The 16,767-nt window shown below is 70.3% G+C and carries 14 protein-coding genes; 9 read left to right on the top strand and 5 right to left on the bottom strand.

From position 1 onward, the window contains the following. The first annotated feature begins 243 nt into the window (after positions 1–243). The 4 genes from RZ50_RS04095 to RZ50_RS28840 all read left to right on the top strand — a co-directional run bounded on the left by RZ50_RS04095 (position 244) and on the right by RZ50_RS28840 (position 3,616). The gene (locus RZ50_RS04095) at positions 244–846 is read left to right on the top strand and encodes a VOC family protein (RefSeq protein ID WP_196951876.1); all 603 of its coding nucleotides are present in this window, start codon (positions 244–246) and stop codon (positions 844–846) included. 282 nt (positions 847–1,128) lie between these two features. Continuing rightward, positions 1,129–1,686, top strand: coding sequence for a plastocyanin/azurin family copper-binding protein (locus RZ50_RS04090; RefSeq protein ID WP_196951875.1), 558 nt, complete (start codon positions 1,129–1,131; stop codon positions 1,684–1,686). Further along, positions 1,683–2,636 carry a metallophosphoesterase gene (locus RZ50_RS04085; RefSeq protein WP_308271349.1) on the top strand — a complete coding sequence of 318 codons (954 nt, stop codon included), beginning with the start codon at positions 1,683–1,685 and terminating at the stop codon, positions 2,634–2,636. Before RZ50_RS04090 ends, RZ50_RS04085 begins: the two co-directional genes overlap by 4 nt. Further along, positions 2,633–3,616, top strand: a complete 984-nt coding sequence (locus RZ50_RS28840; RefSeq protein ID WP_254801974.1) for a DUF6529 family protein — start codon at positions 2,633–2,635, stop codon at positions 3,614–3,616. Before RZ50_RS04085 ends, RZ50_RS28840 begins: the two co-directional genes overlap by 4 nt. A gap of 11 nt (positions 3,617–3,627) precedes the next feature. On the opposite strand, the gene RZ50_RS04075 is transcribed toward RZ50_RS28840, so the two are convergent. After that, complete coding sequence (locus RZ50_RS04075) at positions 3,628–4,299, bottom strand: DedA family protein (protein WP_196951874.1); 672 nt, start codon at positions 4,297–4,299, stop codon at positions 3,628–3,630. A 371-nt stretch (positions 4,300–4,670) separates the two neighbouring features. Here RZ50_RS04075 and RZ50_RS04070 point away from each other — a divergent pair, with 371 nt between their 5' ends. From RZ50_RS04070 to RZ50_RS30290, 5 genes are all read left to right on the top strand, one after another. Next, positions 4,671–5,771, top strand: coding sequence for a histidine kinase (locus tag RZ50_RS04070; protein WP_308271346.1), 1,101 nt, complete (start codon positions 4,671–4,673; stop codon positions 5,769–5,771). After that, positions 5,762–6,406, top strand: a complete 645-nt coding sequence (locus RZ50_RS04065; protein WP_196951872.1) for a response regulator transcription factor — start codon at positions 5,762–5,764, stop codon at positions 6,404–6,406. Before RZ50_RS04070 ends, RZ50_RS04065 begins: the two co-directional genes overlap by 10 nt. 123 nt (positions 6,407–6,529) lie before the next feature. Next, positions 6,530–6,817: a hypothetical protein gene (locus RZ50_RS04060; RefSeq protein ID WP_196951871.1), complete on the top strand. Its 288-nt coding sequence runs from the start codon at positions 6,530–6,532 to the stop codon at positions 6,815–6,817. A gap of 390 nt (positions 6,818–7,207) precedes the next feature. Beyond that, positions 7,208–7,534 (top strand): transposase, encoded by a 327-nt coding sequence (locus RZ50_RS30295; RefSeq protein WP_374199866.1) that lies wholly within the window; start codon positions 7,208–7,210, stop codon positions 7,532–7,534. A gap of 103 nt (positions 7,535–7,637) precedes the next feature. After that, a complete protein-coding gene (locus RZ50_RS30290) occupies positions 7,638–7,769 on the top strand; it encodes a hypothetical protein (RefSeq protein WP_256463660.1) in 132 nt (43 codons plus the stop codon). Between the two features lie 306 nt (positions 7,770–8,075). On the opposite strand, the gene drmB is transcribed toward RZ50_RS30290, so the two are convergent. The 4 genes from drmB to RZ50_RS04035 are packed head-to-tail and all read right to left on the bottom strand — an operon-like array spanning position 8,076 to position 16,766. After that, a complete protein-coding gene (gene drmB, locus RZ50_RS04050; protein ID WP_217680230.1) occupies positions 8,076–9,983 on the bottom strand; it encodes a DUF1998 domain-containing protein in 1,908 nt (635 codons plus the stop codon). Continuing rightward, the gene (locus RZ50_RS04045) at positions 9,980–13,480 is read right to left on the bottom strand and encodes a helicase-related protein (protein ID WP_217680229.1); all 3,501 of its coding nucleotides are present in this window, start codon (positions 13,478–13,480) and stop codon (positions 9,980–9,982) included. Before RZ50_RS04045 ends, drmB begins: the two co-directional genes overlap by 4 nt. After that, positions 13,477–15,207: a nuclease-related domain-containing DEAD/DEAH box helicase gene (locus tag RZ50_RS04040; protein ID WP_196951868.1), complete on the bottom strand. Its 1,731-nt coding sequence runs from the start codon at positions 15,205–15,207 to the stop codon at positions 13,477–13,479. Before RZ50_RS04040 ends, RZ50_RS04045 begins: the two co-directional genes overlap by 4 nt. After that, a complete protein-coding gene (locus RZ50_RS04035; protein WP_196951867.1) occupies positions 15,207–16,766 on the bottom strand; it encodes a hypothetical protein in 1,560 nt (519 codons plus the stop codon). Before RZ50_RS04035 ends, RZ50_RS04040 begins: the two co-directional genes overlap by 1 nt. Position 16,767: the final 1 nt, after the last annotated feature.

Genomic DNA, 16,767 nt, shown 5'->3' with positions numbered 1-16,767 from the left:
GGCAATCTTCGCGGGAACACTACCTCCGCCACCTGAACACCGCAGTCGATTCCCGTCAATTCCAAGCCAGTTCAGACCGGCGACCAGGCACCCGCACCCTCCTGTCGGACCACCGGTGCCGGACACCGGTCGCCCCGGCCCGGGTACCGGCCAGGGTTCGGCACCGGCTCGACGGGCCCGCGGTCCCGGGATCGTGATCGGTGGACGCCGACCGGCTTCCACCACGGCGAAGGAGCTGACGAAGTGGAATTCAAGATCGAGGTCATGGTCGTCCCGGTCTCGGACGTGGACCGGGCCAAGGACTTCTACACACGGATCGGGTTCCGCGAGGACGTCGACTTCTCCGGCCCCGGCGGCTTCCGGATCGTGCACCTGACCCCGCCCGGCTCGGCCGCGTCGCTCGTCATCGGCAGTGGCGTGACCGACGCGGCACCGGGCTCCGAGCACGGTGTGCACCTGATCGTGGACGACGTCGTCGCGGCCCGCGCCGAGTTGGCGGCCGCCGGAGTCGAGGTCAGCGAGGTCTTCCACGACGCCGGCGGGGTCTTCCACCACGCCGGCACCGCCGAACGGGTCGCCGGCCCGCACCCGGCACGGCTGTCGTACGGCTCCTTCGCGTCGTTCGCCGACCCGGACGGCAACACCTTCGTCCTGCAGGAGGTCACCACCCGGCGCCCCGGCCGGATCGACCACGTGGTCCACCGCTCGGCCGCCGAGCTCGAATCGGCGCTGCGCGACGCGGCGCTCGCCCACGGCACGTACGAAGTCGCGCTCGGCCACGCGGATCCGGACTGGCCGGCGTGGTACGCCACCCACATGGCCCGCGCGGCCGGACTCGGCAGCTGAGAGGCGCCGGCGGGGCCCGGCTCAGGGGCGGGCCGGACGACGGCTGTCACCGCCTGCCGACGCCCGCCGCCAGGGTGAAACGACAGGACTCCGCCGTGGAATTCGTTTCGCTACACGGAACACACCATCTGATCACATAGCGTAACCCGCCGGGTTGCACCCTCTCCCACATCCCCCGGCGGGTGCAACGCGGTCGTCCACCTGCCCGAGAAGACCGATCCCGGGCCGGTCCTGGACCGCACCCGCCCGTGCGACCGGGGGCGCGCAGAAGGAACGATGATCATGAATGCGAGCTCCTCCCCTCCGCTCCGGCGGTCCCGTACGGCGCGCCTGACCGCCCTCGCCGCCGTCGTCGCCGCCGTCGCCGGAGCACTCGGACTGCTCAGCGCGTGCGGCGGATCGTCACACCCCGAACCCGCCACCGCGCTGAGCCCCGGGGCCGGCCAGACCCTGCCGGGACTTCCCGGCGCCACCGGAACCGGCGACACGGTGACGGCCACCCCACCACCCGGCACGTCCCCGGCCTCACCCGCCGGCAGTCCGGCCTCACCCACCAGCAGTCCGGCCTCCGCCCCCGCGACCGCCAACGCGGTGTCGATCAAGAACTTCGCGTTCTCCCCGGCCGAACTGACGGTCAAGGTCGGCACGAAGGTGACCTGGACCAACACCGACCCCGACGCCCACACCGTCACCAGCAAGCAGGGATCGAACGGACCGCTGCAGTCGGCGGCCCTCGCCACCAACGACACCTACAGCTACACGTTCACCACCCCCGGCACCTACGCCTACTACTGCAGCATTCACCCCTTCATGACCGCGACCGTGGTGGTGACCCCGTGACCGATGACATTCGCGACTCCAACGGCGTCGGCGAGCACGGCATGACGCGCCGTCAACTCGCCCGCCACTCCGCCTGGTTCGGCGGCGCCGTGATCCTGACCGTCACCGCGGGAGAGGTGATCAGCCACATCCCCGGTTCGGCGGCTCCGCCCCCCGCGAGCAGCACGGACCTGCGGTTCGTGCAGATCTCCGACAGCCACATCGGCTTCCAGGGCCCGGCCAACACGGACGTCACCGCGACGTTCGCCGCGGCGATCGACCAGGTCAACTCCCTCGGGTTCCGGCCCGACTTCGTCATGCACAGCGGCGACATGACCCACCTGTCCACCCCCGCCCAGTTCGACCAGGTCAAGCAGATGCTGACGCAGCTGGACACGGACCGGGTCTTCACCGTGCCGGGCGAGCACGACTCGATCGGGGACAACGGGCCGATCGCCTACCGGCAGGCCTTCGGCAAGAACACCCTCGGCGACGGCTGGTACAGCTTCGACACCCACGGTGTGCACTTCATCGCGCTGGTCAACACGCTGCACCTGGAGCAGCTCGGCCACCTGGGCAACGACCAGATCGACTTCGTGCGCAAGGACCTCGCCGGCCTGTCGTCGGACACCCCCATCGTCGTCTTCAGTCACATCCCACTGTTCGCGATGTACCCGACCTGGGGCTGGGGCACCGACGACGCGGTACAGATCCTGTCGATGCTGCGCCGCTTCTCCTCGGTCACGTGCCTCAACGGGCACGTCCATCAGCTGTTCACCAAGACCGAGGGCAACATCACCTTCCACGCCGCGGCCTCCACCTGCTACCCGTTCCCCAAACCCGGCGAGGGCCCCAGCCCCACCCCGCAGGTGCTGCCCGCCGGACGCCTCAAGGACGCACTCGGCATCCGCACCGTCAACTACTCGCAGGGCAGCCACGCACTGGCCGTCAAGGACGAGAAACTCGCATGAGCACCCGGAGCCTGCCCGCCCTCGCACTACGCCTGCTGCTCGCCGCCACACTGGCGGCGAGCGGGTACATCCACGCCCAGCTCTACATCGACGGCTACCGCTTCATCCACGTCATCGGCTCGATGTTCCTGCTGCAGGCCAGCGCCGCCTTCGCGGTGGCCGCGCTCCTCCTGCTGGCGGCGCCCCTGATCCTGCGGATCGCCGCCGCCGGAATCGCGATCGGCGCACTCGTCGGGTTCGCCGCATCCCGCACCATCGGAGTGTTCGGGTTCTCCGAGCAGGGCCTGCAGCCCGCCCCGCAGGCCCTGATCAGCCTCATCGCCGAGGCGCTCACCCTGCTCGTCCTCGCGGTCTGGCAGGTGTTCGACGTCTCGTCGAGATCGGGAGCGGAGGCCGCCGATCACGTGGAGGACCCCGCCCACCCGGCCCACCCCGCGGAACTCCAACAGCCCTTCGACGCCCTGTGGATGCTCCTGCCGGTCGTGGTGATGGCCGGCCTCTTCTGGTACGGCCGGGTGCACACCCCCAACTACGAGACCAGCCTCTTCGGAAACCGCGGCAGCGACGCGAGCCTGCTGAAGGCCCAACTGGGCTCCGCACTCCTCGGGCTGGCACTGATCCAGCTGCTCCTCGCCCTGTGGATCTACGGCCGCCTGCCCGCCCTGCGAGCCGCACCGCACGCGGTCCACACCACGCACCGCCTCATCGGCCTGGCCGCCTTCCTCCTCTCCCTGCCCATCGCCCGGCACTGCATCACCGCCTACGGCGTCCAGTTCGCCCCCACCCGCGTCGCGCTGCACTCGCTCACCGCCTGCTTCCTCTACGGGGCCTTCGTCGCCAAGGTCATCGTGGTCCGACACCGCCGCTGGCCCGGCTGGGCACTCCCCCTGTCCGGCGGCGCCCTCGTCACCGCGATCGCCCTGATCTGGTACGCCGCGCCCCTCTGGTACCTGAACGGCTCACAGGCCCCCGGCCTGTGAGCCGAACAGCCTCATCCACGGTGCCGGGCACTCGGCCGACGACGCCTGCGCACCAGGAACCAGCGGCCGACGGCCAGGAGCGCCACCGCCACCACCCCCTTCGACACCCAGCCCCCGTACTCCTCGACCAGCCGCCAGTTGTCGCCCAACCAGTACCCCGACAGCACGAACACGGTGTTCCACACCAGGCTGCCGGCGGCGGTCATGACGGTGAAGGCCACCGGTGACATGCGCTGGATCCCGGCCGGTACGGAGATGAGGCTGCGTACCACCGGCACCATCCGGGCGATCAGCACGGCCTTGCGGCCGTGCCGCTCGAACCACGCGTCGGCCCGGTCGATCTCGTGCGCACTGATGAACGGGACGCGGGCGGCGAGTGCGCGGGTCCTGTCGCGGCCCAGGAGGGCGCCCGCGGCATACACGATCCAGGAGCCGACGACGGAGCCGACCGTGGTCCAGACGATGACGGCGGGCAGGCTCAACCTGCCCTGCCCGGCGGCGAATCCGGCGACCGGAAGGACGATCTCGCTGGGAATGAACGGCAGGACGGTGTCGACCAGGTTGGTCAGGCCCGCACCCATGGCGCCGAGGGTGGTCATGACATCGACGGCCCATCCGGCGATGCCGCCCACGGGCTCGGCGGAGGCGATGGAGAGCGGCGCGGAAGCCAACGTTGCGATCATGCCGTTCACGCTAGGAGGCGGAAACGGCCGCCACCATGCGGTCAACCGCCGAGTGATCCTGCGGTTTCCCGTAAGCACCTTGACGACCAGTTGGACGCGCTGGAGACCCGCGCCGGCGTCGAGAACCACGCCGGCGTCGAGACCCGCGCCGGCGTCGAGACCGTGGTCGGCCACCCGACCGCACGGCCCGGGCCGCCGCGGCGTCCGGGCGATCTTGCCCGGGTTGCGCGGCCGCACTAGGCTCCGACCTCGTGCGAGTTGATCCAGCAGGCGCCGCATCCCACCACCCGACGGAACTTCCGGGTGATCACGGCGCCGCTGGGGACGAGACCGCCACACCGGCCCGCTCCCGGCCGCGGCGCAGCCTGGGGGTGCTGATCGGCTGCCTGACCGCCCTGCTCGGCGCGCTGTACCTCCTCGCCGTCGGCGCGGTCCTCGGCCCCTTCCTGCTCCGGCCGCGCAGCCGACCGGGCGCCCTGGAGGTTCTGATGGCCGGGGCCCGCCGACTGACCGCTCTGGAGCGGAGGCGGCGCTCCGCCTTCTTCGGCGACCGCTTCCCCGAGCACTACAAGGCGTCCGACCAGAAGCTCCTGCGCTACCTGGCGGTCCGCTGCTACACGGGGCTGCTCTGCGCCGTCGTCATCGGACTGCTGGGTTTCGGGGCCGTCCTGGCCGGGCTGGTGGTCGTCGGGGCGGCCCGGGACACGCTCACGTGGGACCAGCTCCTCATCCAGGCACTGCTGGGCGGCGTCCTGCTCTTCCTCGACCTGCAGGGCCTGCACTCGCTGGCGGCCCTGGACACCCGGATCGCCCGCGAGTGCTTCGGCCCCTCCGAGCGGGAGCTGCTCCAACGGAGGGTCGACGAACTCTCCACCAGCCGGGCCGCGGTGGTCCAGGCCGTGGACGCCGAGCGCCGGCGCATCGAACGCGATCTGCACGACGGCGTCCAGCAGCGCCTGGTGGCGCTGGCCGTGCTGCTGGGCCGGGCCCGCCGGGGCCGCGACCCCGAGCAGGCCGGCGCGCTGCTGCTCCAGGCCCACGAGGAGTCCCGGGGCGTGCTGACCGAACTGCGCGAGGTGGCCTGGCGGGTCTACCCCTCGGTGCTCGACAGCCTCGGCCTTGAGGAGGCGCTGGGCGGGGTGGCCGAGCGGTGCGGCATCCCGCTGCGGACGGAGTTCCAGGTCGGCGCGGCGCTGCCCAAGCCCGTGGAGACGGCCGCCTACTTCGTGGTGTCCGAGTCCGTGACCAACGCCGCCAAGCACTCCTCGGCTTCGGCCATCTCGGTGCGGGTGGCGCTCAGCGGCACCCTGCTGACGGTCCGGGTCGAGGACAACGGCACGGGGTGCGCGGACCCGGCCGGCAGCGGACTGACCGGACTGCGCGGCCGGGTGGCCGCGCTGGACGGCGTCCTGCACGTCCACAGCCCCCTCGGGGGACCGACCACCATCACTGCGGAGATCCCATGCGCGTGATCCTCGCCGAGGACTCGACCCTGCTGCGGGAGGGCCTGGTCCGGCTGCTCGTCGAGGAGGGCCACGAGGTCCTGGCCGCCTTCGGCGACGCGGTGACACTCCTCCAGGCGGTCGAGGCGCAGCAGCCGGACGTCGTCGTCCTCGACATCCGGATGCCCCCGACCCACACCGACGAGGGGCTGCGGGCCGCCGTGGAGATCCGCGACCGCTGGCCGAAGGTGGGCGTGCTGGTGCTCTCACAGCACGTCGAGCGCACCTACGCGGCCAAGCTGCTGGCCTCCAACGCGGAGCGGGTCGGCTACCTGCTCAAGGACCGGGTGGCCCAGGTCGAGGAGTTCCTCGACGCACTGGAACGCGTCCACGCGGGCGGGGCGGCGATCGACCCGGAGGTCGTCCGACGACTGGTCGTCCGCACCACGCACGGCGATCCCCTCGCCAGGCTCACCCCGCGCGAACGCACCGTGCTGGAGGCGCTGGCCCAGGGGCACACCAACGCGGCCATCGCGCAGAAGCTGCACATCTCCCTGAGTTCCGTGGAGAAGAACCTCAACACCGTCTTCGACAAGCTGGAACTGAGCCACACCACCGGCTACAGCCGACGGATCCTGGCAGTCCTGCGGTACCTGGAGTCCTGACCCCCGACGCGCCGGACGAGCACGCGAGCAGCTGACACCATCGCCACGCCGACCAGGCGTTAGCATCCACACAGTCGAGGCCTCACGGCCCGGAACACGTGGAACGGAAAGGCAGAGACCGTCATGGGAGTTGAGATCCAGATCGAGCCCCTGGGTGACCACGAGCACCTGGTCCGGGTCCGCGAGGGCGCCGCCGAGGCCGAGACCCGGATCCGGGTCACCGACGGCGTCCTCGACCTGCCCCAGATCACCGGCGTCGACGAAACCCGGATCGTCCACGAGACGGTGACTTTCCTCATCGAGCACCAGCCCGTGAACGACATCCCGCCGATGATCGACCTCGACGACCTCTCGGACGCCTACGGCACCCCCTACCTGGACTTCCTCAACCGCCGCCTCACCCCGCAGTAACACCACCACGCCGGTACGAGGCACACGGTCAGCTCGCCTTGCCGCCGCCCGCAGCCCTCGACGAACCGCACAGGCACACCTGCGAAACCGCACGGTCCCGAGCCTCCCCCACCCCGCACACTGCCCCCCTCCCTGACGAGCCTCCGCCCACTGGTCCCCCGCAAGATCGCCGGAGGCCCGACACAGACGGCACGGGCACCAATGACCCACCCATGCAAAAGGCCGCCGCCCTGGGATTTCTCCCGACCAACGGTCTTTCCAACTACTGTCGGGACGACAGGATCCGAACCTGCGACCCCTTGACCCCCAGTCGCCCGACGATAACCATCGCTGCACGTCAGACGGTAGACAGCTCGCGCTGTTCGTTCACCGAAAGGCACCTCGGAGGCGATGGCGAACACCGTGTGGTCCCCGACAAGTCCCCGAGCCTCTCCCACCCCCCTGGCCGACCTGCCTCTCGTGCTGGTCGGACGCATTTGCTCGGACCGCGTCATGCTCCGCGACCTGGGCCCCACCCGCTGCGGGCCGAAGGGCGGACGCCCGCGCCGGCACGACGGCGTCCTGACCTTCGCCAAGCCCGACACGTGGCAACAGCCCGGGGTCACCACGGCCACGGACACCGCCCGCTACGGCAAGGCGAGACGGTGGCCTGGGACCGGATGCACCCCAGGCTCACCCACCTCGGCCCCTGGCTGGAGCACGCCGAGGATGAACTGATCATCCTGCACGGCACGTTGGTGCAGTTACAGGTGACCGCCTACCTGGTGACCGCGACCCGAAACCGGTCTGGCCGTGGTACTCGGCCACCGCTGCCGGCCCCGTGGACGTGGACCGCTGGTGGCAGTCGTTCCTCCGCCGCTTCGACCTGGAGCACACGTTCCGGCTGATGAAGCAGCCCCTCGGCTGGACGGCCCCGAAGGTCCGCCACACGGCGGACACCGCCGACCTGTAGAGCTGGCTGCTCATCGCCGCCCACACCCAGCTCCGTCTTGCCCGCGCCTCGCCGAGGACCTCCGCCGCCCCTGGGAACGACTGGCCGAGCCCCGCCGACTCACCCCCGCCAGCGTCCGCCGGGGGTTTCGCAACGTCCGCGCGACAGCCGTTTACCCGGCAGCCGCACCGAAACCGTCCCGGCCGGGCCCGGGGCGGCCTCCCGGCTCGTAGAACAAGCACCGGGCCAAGCGCCACGACGGCGGCAAGACGGTCAAACGCGCCGATTCGATCAAGGAGCATCAAACCCGGCGAGAATAAACCAAGCTCAGGATGCCGGGAAGAAGCCGAGGTTCCTCTGTTTCAGCCCTCCGACGACGAGCGCCCGGTCGAGGAACCGGTTGTACTCTTCGCACGCGGTTTCGGGGAGAAGGGCGCAGCTATGGCAGGCGGCGAGGTTGCAGGACCCAGGGCCCTGGCCACGGCTTTCGATACAGACAGGGTCGGAGGAGCACCAGGCGGCCTGTCCGAGGGCGTTCTGGAGCACGTCTTCGAGGCGGCCGGGCTGGCCCATCCGGACGAGGCCGCCAAGGGTGCCTTCGGAGTCGCCGGCGGCGGTGTAGATGAGCAGGGCCGCCATGCCACCGGCGCCAGGGCTGACGTAGAGGCGTTCTCGCAGGGAGGCCGAGCTGTATCCGCACTCATAGATGAGCTGGTTGATGAGCAGGTGGGCGAGGGTGTGCAGGAGCACGAAACGGGGTGACAGCTCACGTTGCTGCAGCCCCCGGTCCGCAGCGAGGCGGGCGAAGCGCCGGGTGAGGAGGTCGGTTCGTTCAAGTACACCGGACTGTTCCTCCCAGGGGGCGAGCCTGCCGGTGTCGAGTTCGAGGTAGATGCCTTCTCCGCTGACCGCGTAAGCGGGAAGCCATCCACTGCCCGGACGGGCCGGGGTACGCCGCAGGAGGGCCTTGCGGGACGTGCGGTCGTACGAGGACTCCGCGAAGACACGGTTGAAGCCCCAGAGCACCCGGGTCTCCCGGAGCTTCTCCACCAGCCGCACGCGCGCGAAGGCTCCGGCCACGGCCTGGCCGTAGACCGCCGCTGGCTGGCGGACCACGAGTTCGCTGGACTCGATGGAGTCACGCAGCGCCTGGTACTCGGTAACCCGGAAGTCCGCTGGGTCTTCTGCCAGGACAGGCCCACCGGGGCTGGGGCCAGGGCTGGAGCTGCCAGTGGTCTCGGCGTCGTGGAGGGCCTTGAGGCCAGCCTCAATCTGTGGGTCGGTGAAGCCTTCGAGGATGAAGGCGTTTCCCTGAGCGACCCTCCGGAGCAGGTCCGGCGAGGGGATCACTCCCTCTCCCACGAACACGGCTGCCTGCCGCCGGGCCTGAACGATCGTCCCGTCCTGGAGGGCTTCCAGAACCTTGGGGTCAGCGGCGCTGTTGCCGTCCTCGGGCACGAAGATGGAACTGCTCAGAAGCGGGTAGTACACATTGGCGGCTGCCCGGAGGCTTCCCCTGAGCGGACTGCCACAGGGCTCTCCCACGCATTCGATGCCGAGCCAGGGCGCGGCACCCCGGCACAGGTAGGGGGGTCCGCCCGGTTCGAGTTCCTCGGACAGAACGGTGGAGGAGCCGTTGTCCCTGCTGGCCGTTGTCGAGGTCACGCCTTCCAGGCTCCGGCCCTCGCCGCAGCTGCACGAGACCCGCTGGGCTGAGAGGGTGCCTCCGCCTGAAGAACGCAGTGAGAGGGTGTGATTGCGGCAGGAAGGCGCGGCGGAACGGTGCGCCCACTCGTTCCACGGGAAGTCCTGGAGGTGTCCCCGCTCGCAGATGGCCACGAAGGGGACCTGGGCGATGACGGGCTTGCGGCGGGTGCCCTCGTGGTGATCGCATACGGGGCGGCGGTCGGCGTGGAGACGGTCTCTGGTCAGCGTCCGGCAGCTCGGGCAGAAACCCCAGACAGGGAATCGGAGGACGGGGACACGGGCCTTTCTGTTCATCTCGTCCTCTGACCAGACCCGGTAGTCCGGCGGCGAGTAGAGTGCGTCGATACCCAGATGCTGCTCCAGACGCCACTCGTGGATCCGGTACTCCTCACGGTCGCGGTCCTTCCCGGTCGGGAACCAGTGGTCAAGGCCCGCTGTCACGACGGACGTACCGTCAGAGAGCACGTGCATGGCGCCAGGGCCGAACGGGACAACCAGCTGGGAGCGGCGGACACTTCCGCGGATCATGAGTTTCCTTCCTCGATCGCGTACTGCACGGTGACCTCGACCTCGGATTCGGCATCGACGCCGCGCATCGACGAGGGGATCGCCCAGCTCAGATTCCGCTGGTTCTCGGGTGCGTAGTGGCCGAGCGGCCGCAGGAGCCGGCCATGGCCCACGGGGCCGAAATCGCCCCACTCGCCGGGCCGCCATGCCTCCCATTCCTTGCGCATCCGGTCCAGCAGGGCCGCTGTACGGCCGGCCTCGTCGGGGTCACAGAATTCAGCGCGGCCGAGCAGCAGTTCCCTGGCTTCCTCCCATCGATCAGCCGGGAAGGGGAGGGGAGCGTCGACGGCCTTGCCCCCGGCCTGACGGATGTAGGCGACGGCGACGGCCCTGAGGGCCCGGTCCAGGGCGGGCGGGGCGAACGGGGTCGAGCTGGTGGGCTCAACCTGGGCGTACAGGCGCTCGTGGTAGCTGCGGAAACGTTCGAAGTGGCTGCGGTCGCGGGGCTTGCCGGCGCCGTAGAGGGTGACGACCAGGCCGGGGATCCGACGGCCGACACGGCCGGTGACCTGGATGTACTGGGAGGTGCTCTTGGGCTGGCCCACGACGGCCATGAGGGAGAGACGGGGGATGTCGATGCCGACTTCGATCAGGCTGGACGCCAGGCAGGTGTCCACGGCCCGCTGTTCCGGGGTGAGTTGCCGCTCCAGCTTCTGGATGGCCTCGGGAACCTCATCCTGCCGGAGGCGGCTGGTCATCTCCTCGACCCAGTTGAGGTAGCGCATGCCGCTGCGGTCCGCGATGGAGCGGTTGTTGATGGTGCGCAGGTAGTCAGGGATGTCGGACTGCATGAGCGAGAGCGAGTTGCCGAGCTCGCGGAGGCTGTTGAAGAACGCGAGCAGCGTCCACCAGGGGTCGCGCTGGTCCTCGGGGAGGTCCCCGGCAGCCTGGAGAAGCGCCGCGAAGGTGCGGACCTGGACGGTCTGCATGGAGCCGAGAGCAGGGGCGTGCACGCCGATGTAGCGCCGTCCGGGCTTGAGCAGGCCGGTCTCGGGGTTCCGGTCGTATACGGCGAAGAACGAGTCGGAGGCGTCGATGCCGTGCGGCGGGAAGAGGTGAACCCGCTCACGGCCGTAGAGGGCGCGTACCTGTTCCTCGTGGCGGCGGATCGTGGCGGTGGAGGCGACGATCTTCGGGCGAACGGGAGTGCCGCTTCGCCGGTCGGTGCACAGCTCTTCGATGACGCCCTCGTAGAGGCCGGCGAGGGAGCCGAGTGGGCCTGCGATGAGATGCAGCTCGTCCTGGATGACCAGTGACGGCGGCGAGAAGTCCCGGGCACCGTCGGGGCCGAGTCCTGAAGCTCCCAGGCCGAACAGAGCGCGGGCCCCGGGGCGCCAGGCGAGCAGGGCGAACTTGTCGATGGTGCCGATGACGAGCGTCGGCCGGCGGTCGTAGAGGTCGTCATCGGTCACGAAGACGGGCAGCGGGGTGTCGTCCGCCGAGAAGCGGCACTCGTAGTCCGGACAGATGAACCGTACGGTCCCCGCGTACTCGACGTACCCCGCCACAGGAGTGCGGCTCGCGGAGGCAGCCTGACCGCCCCTTCCGCCCCTGCGGGGACGCCGGCGGGGCGCACCGCTCTCTTCCTGCCCGACGACGGGACCCATCTGGGCCGCACACCAGGGGCAGCGCAGCAGGAGGAAGGGATTGTCCTCGCCGCCGGCCCGGAGTCGGCCGAGGGCCGAGGTCGCATCGCCGCGCTTGTTGGGGGTCGTGTCGCCGCCCACCCAGATGCCGATAGAGAAGGGACCCCCAAGGTCCGGCTCATCCTCCCGCAGTTCTTCGAGCGCGCAGATGAGGGAGGCCGCACGCAGGAACTGCTGCGCGGTCAGCAGACGCAGGGTGTAGCGCATGAGGATGGTGACCCCGGCGTCGGCGGGGTCACGCAGACGGCGCAGAAGAATGGTGAAGGCGGACAGACCGAGGTACGCCTCGGTCTTGCCGCCACCAGTGGGGAAGTAGATGAGGTCGACGGTGTCGCGGTCGTCGTGGAACGGGTCCGCGGTCGACGGGACAGCGGCGAGGAGGAAGGCGATCTGGAACGCGCGCCAGTTGCCCTTTCCCTGGCTGCGGGCCGTGTCTTCGTCCAGTTGGACGCCGTCCACCTCGTAGCAGCCGTTGACGTAACGGGTTCTGCGCAGAGGCGCACCGGAGCGCAGCTGTTGGCGCAGCATCACCCGGTTCGTCATGCGGAACGCGCGACCGGCATCCGTGCTGGGGTCGCGGACGAGTTCGAGGCCCTCCCGCATCCGGGCCAGGGCGGTGCGGCAGCCCTCGATGTGCTTGGCGGCGGTCGGCTGGAACCGTCCATCGAGTCCTGCGGCCTTCTCCTCGAGTCCGTCGATCCACTGCGCGTAGGCGGTGACGACCCGGCTGAGCTGCTCGGGGCCTTCCGGTCCGTCTCCTGCCAGCTGGTCCATGGAGACGGTCAGCGGGGTGCCGTCGGGCAGCCGGATGTCGGGAGTGATGCTGGGGGCTTCATACTGCGGCATGGGATCGGCCCTGGCCCAGGAGGAGCGGTCCCCCGCCGGTGTGTCCCAGTCCGCCGCACAGCCGTGTCCGACGGCGAAGGTACGAGCGCCCCGGTAGATCAGGCTGAACGATGCATCGTCCGGGTGGGTTCCGGCTTCGGCCGCCTCCGGGTACGGGGCCAGCCAGCCCTGTACCGGCTCGACGGTGATCTCGGTCTGGAACAGGCTGAGAGCGTCGGGGGCCCCTTTGCCCAGCGGTGTCCGGTTGACGAGGGCGACCGTGATGAGGCGCCCGTCGCGGTGGGGCCTGATGCGGACGGTGAGTTCGAGGTCCAGGCCATCGAGGCCGGTCGAGGTGTCGGAGGACGGCTGCGGCTTGCGCAGGAGGGGGCCGGCGCTGGCGAGCGCCTCCGGCGACAGATCCCAGACGGCCGCGACGGGGCCGCGGACCCACCAGTGACGGACGCTGCTGCCGATGTGCACGGTCCGGCGCCGGTACCGGCCACCGGTGGCGGAGATCCGCAGCCCGGCCTGTTCTCCTGCCAGGAGGATCGACAGGCCCATGGCGCTGGGGCGCCGGTCGTTGGCGCCGAGGAGTTCGAAGTCATCGTCGTCAGCATGGCCGCCCTTGCGCGCGTATGCCTCCTGGATGCCTTCGGGCACCTCCGGAGCGTCTTCGTCCTCCTCCCCGTCCGGCCCATCTTCGTCGGCATCCACCGTTTTGTCCGCCTCGGAGTCCGCGCGCTGGCCAGCGGTGTCCTCCGGTGTCGCCGGGTAGAGGATGCCGACGCCGTAGCGCAGCAGGGGAGCACGGTCGAGGATCTCCTCGCCGCTGTCAGCGTCGGTCCACGGTCCGCGGGCGGCGGGCCAGCCGTCGAACGACGTCTGGTCGAGGGGCTTGCCTGCGGGGGCCGGGCCCATCAGCTCGGCCCGCAGGGCGTCGATGACGTCCTCCCGGGCCCCGAGGTTGTCACTGGCCGTGGTCATGCTCTGCCTGCTCCTTGAACCTGCTTGATGTATCCGGGGCGTGCGCTGTGGGCCATCAGCACGGTGAGCTCGTCCCTGGCCCGGGAGGCACCGACGTAGAAGAGCGTCCGGTCCCGGTCCGTGCCGAAGGAGGTGATGTCGGTGAGGACGACGGCGGGGGCGTCCAGCCCCTTGAACGTGTGCACGGTTCCGTACCGGACGGATCCCGGATTCGGGGAGTCCAGGGGTGTCAGCCGTCCCTTCCAGCTGGGGGCACGGCAGGTGCCAGCGGCACTGAGCTCGTCCCGGAGCGGAGACAGGACGACGATGTCCTCGGGCGGGAACCCCTCCCGGGTGAGCTCCGTGAGGCGGCTGGCCAGCTGTCGCTGCTGCTCCTCTTCGTCTGCCCACCAGAGGTTCGTGGCCTGGCGGTCGTTGGAGGGCCTCAGGGTGCCCGCGTATCCGGGGTCGAGTACCGACGTGACCTCCACGTACAGCGTGATGCCGGGGACGCTGCGGCAGTTGTGGTTCAGCGTGACCGAGGGCAGTTCTCCGGCCCGTTTGTGCAGGACGTCCATGCCCTCGCCGTCGGAACCGTAGAGGGCCTGGCGGGTGAAGTCGCCGAAGCCCAGCCATCGGCCTGCGGACAGGCCGCCCCGTACGGAGAAGTCGAGGACATCGAGGTAGGACTCACGCATCAGGTCCTGTGCCTCGTCTACGACGAGCACGTCGAACGGGGGCTTGTCCTTCTCCATGAGGACGTCCAGGGCGGCCTCGGGCAGCACCTCGGTGAAGAAGTCCCCGGTGCCGCCGGCATCGCGGGCGGACGGGGCCAGCCCGGCCATGTAGGAATGGAAGCTGGTTGCCGTCACCCCTGGCAGGCCCGCGGTCTCCTCCTTGAGCCAGCGGCCGAGGTGGCGGTTGAAGCAGCACAGGAGCACCCGCTGTCCCCCGGCGGCGTAGCGGCGTGCCGCCTCCACCGCCACGTAGGTCTTGCCCGTCCCGGCAGCGCCGTCCACCATGCAGCGCCGGTTCCTGGCGATCATGTCGAGCACTTCGTACTGTTGCTGGGTGAACGCCTCCGTCTCGCGCTCCATCCGCTGCCGCCTCAGCTTCGGCGGCTCGGCGAACTCGAACGAGGGCCGCAGAGCCTGGATGATCCGCTCAGCCTGCCCGGCATCGGGTGCCACGGACGCCGGGTCGAACCACGCCGCTCCCGGTGTGGCCGCGAGGTGGGCCCGGTGCGCGTCCAGGACCCCAGTGACCAGCGCCGCCACGGAGCGGCTGCGGAAGGCGACCGTGTCCAGTGCCTGCCACGAGTGCCACTCCATCGGCCCGGACACCGCGAAGCGGCTGTGGGTGAACAGCACCGCGAATGCGACCGGCACCGCACCGGCACCGCCGCTGGGGCCCCCGAGCTTCTTCCTGACGGCGTGCATGGCCTCGTCGGCCTGCTGGAACGGGCTCCGATTGGTCAGGGGCTGATTGCCGAGGCGCCACTCCCCGCTCGGCAGCCGCCGCACCTGGAGATGCGCCTTGACCTCCAGGACGAGTATCCCCTTGCCCGGGACGATGATGACGAAGTCTGCCTCCCCCTGGATCTGTCGCGGGTGCTGGGCGATTCCGAGCGAGTGGAGGACGGTCCAGTCCCCGGTCGCCGGATCGTCGCGCAGCCGCTGGAACACCTCCCGTTCCCCCGGGCTCGGCGTGCAGGCCGGATCGAACGATGGCGGGATCATACGTGCCATCAGGGAACCTCCGGGGAACGGAGCCGGCACAGGTAGTGCACGGGAACGGTCAGCTGCCCGGGCAGCAGCACATCGATAAGGACCACCCGCGCGCCTGCCTCGGTGTCGTCTAGGGAGATGTCGCACCACTGATCGGACTGCAGGGTCTCCCAGGTGCCGCCCGAGACGGCCCTCTGGACGACCTCGGCGTAGTTGCGCCCGGCGCTGCGGTGCGCGTGGTCGATGCGGCCCAGCGCGTCCCAGGCGTGGTCGGCTTCGTCGCCGCGTCCGAGGTAGCGCATCACCACGGTGAAGTCTGCTTTGAGGCGGGTCCGGATGCACCACGGCCCTGTCCAGTAGCCCAGGTTGGCGGTCGTCGCGCCTTGGGACTTCAGGTCGGCGGCGACTCCGTGGACCCCGTCCCGGTGGCGGGCGACGCGGTCGCGCAGCTGCGCCTTCCACGCCCGCTGGATCTCGCGCAGCATGAGGGCGTCCTCGCCGAGTGCGGCGTCGGCGCGCTCGACCAGGCTCTGGTAATAGGACCCGCCGCGCAGTACGACGGCGTCGCCGATCGTCACCGTGGCCGCGTCCACCGCCTCGACGGCCGGCCTGCCCTCGTCGTCCGCCTCGACGAGCAGCACCTTCTGAACGCCCGCGTCCCGGGGCAGCAGTACGAAGGAGCCGTCGGCCAGTTGGGCCGCCTGAGCGGCCACACGCTCATGCGCGCCCGGAGCAGGCTGCTCCAGCACGTCGGCGGGCAGCCCCGCGACCGCTTCGCCAGCCAGGGAGAGCACATCGAAGCCGGTCAGCTCCGGCGTCTCACTGGCCTCGGGAATGCCTGCCCTGAGACCTTGCGCTCCCCCGAGGAGGAGGGACGGGCGCCGGATGATCCGCGACGGCATCCGGCCACGCCGGACCGGTCCTTCCCCGAACAGCGGCCAGACGTCCTGCGGCTCGCGGTAGAAGTCATAGTGCACCAGTCCGATCCGGGAGGCGCGCGGAGCGTTCAGCACCCCGGGCGGAAGCCAGCCCACGGGCCCGACAACGACCGCGGCACCGTACACGCAGGTCCCGGCGAGGTCCCGGGCGGTGCCCACGTCGACCGGGCACCTCAGTGCGGTGAACGCGGCCACCGCGTCGTCCTGGTGGGCGCGACTGGTGACCACCACCAGGACGCTGCCCGCACCGGGTGATTCCAGGTACTTCATCACGCCGCGGGCCAACGGGTTCTCGCGCTCCCGTCCCAGGTTCCGCAACGCGTCGGCGACCGCGTCGAACTGCCTCAGCAGGCCGCGGTCGGCGACGCGCTCGATCACCCTCGCACGGCCGGCCAGGGCTTCCGCGGTCTCCCGCAGTCCCAATGCGCCGGAGTTGAGCGGCAGGGGCACCGTCCCGATGAGCCACCGTGCCCGGCGGATCTCCGCACATGACTGCCGCCACAGGTCGGAGCCCTCCGACTCCCCCACTGCGCGCAGGAGTTGTGATGCCGCGTGCATGAACGTGCTGACACCGGAGTGCCGTACCGGCTGCTCCGCTATCTCGGCGTCTGCCCTCTGGTACACACCGTCCGCATCCAGCATG

This window comes from Kitasatospora sp. SUK 42 (assembly GCF_015776785.2).
In the GTDB taxonomy this organism is placed as follows: Bacteria; Actinomycetota; Actinomycetes; order Streptomycetales; family Streptomycetaceae; genus Kitasatospora.
This window is presented reverse-complemented; position numbering and strand designations above follow the sequence as displayed.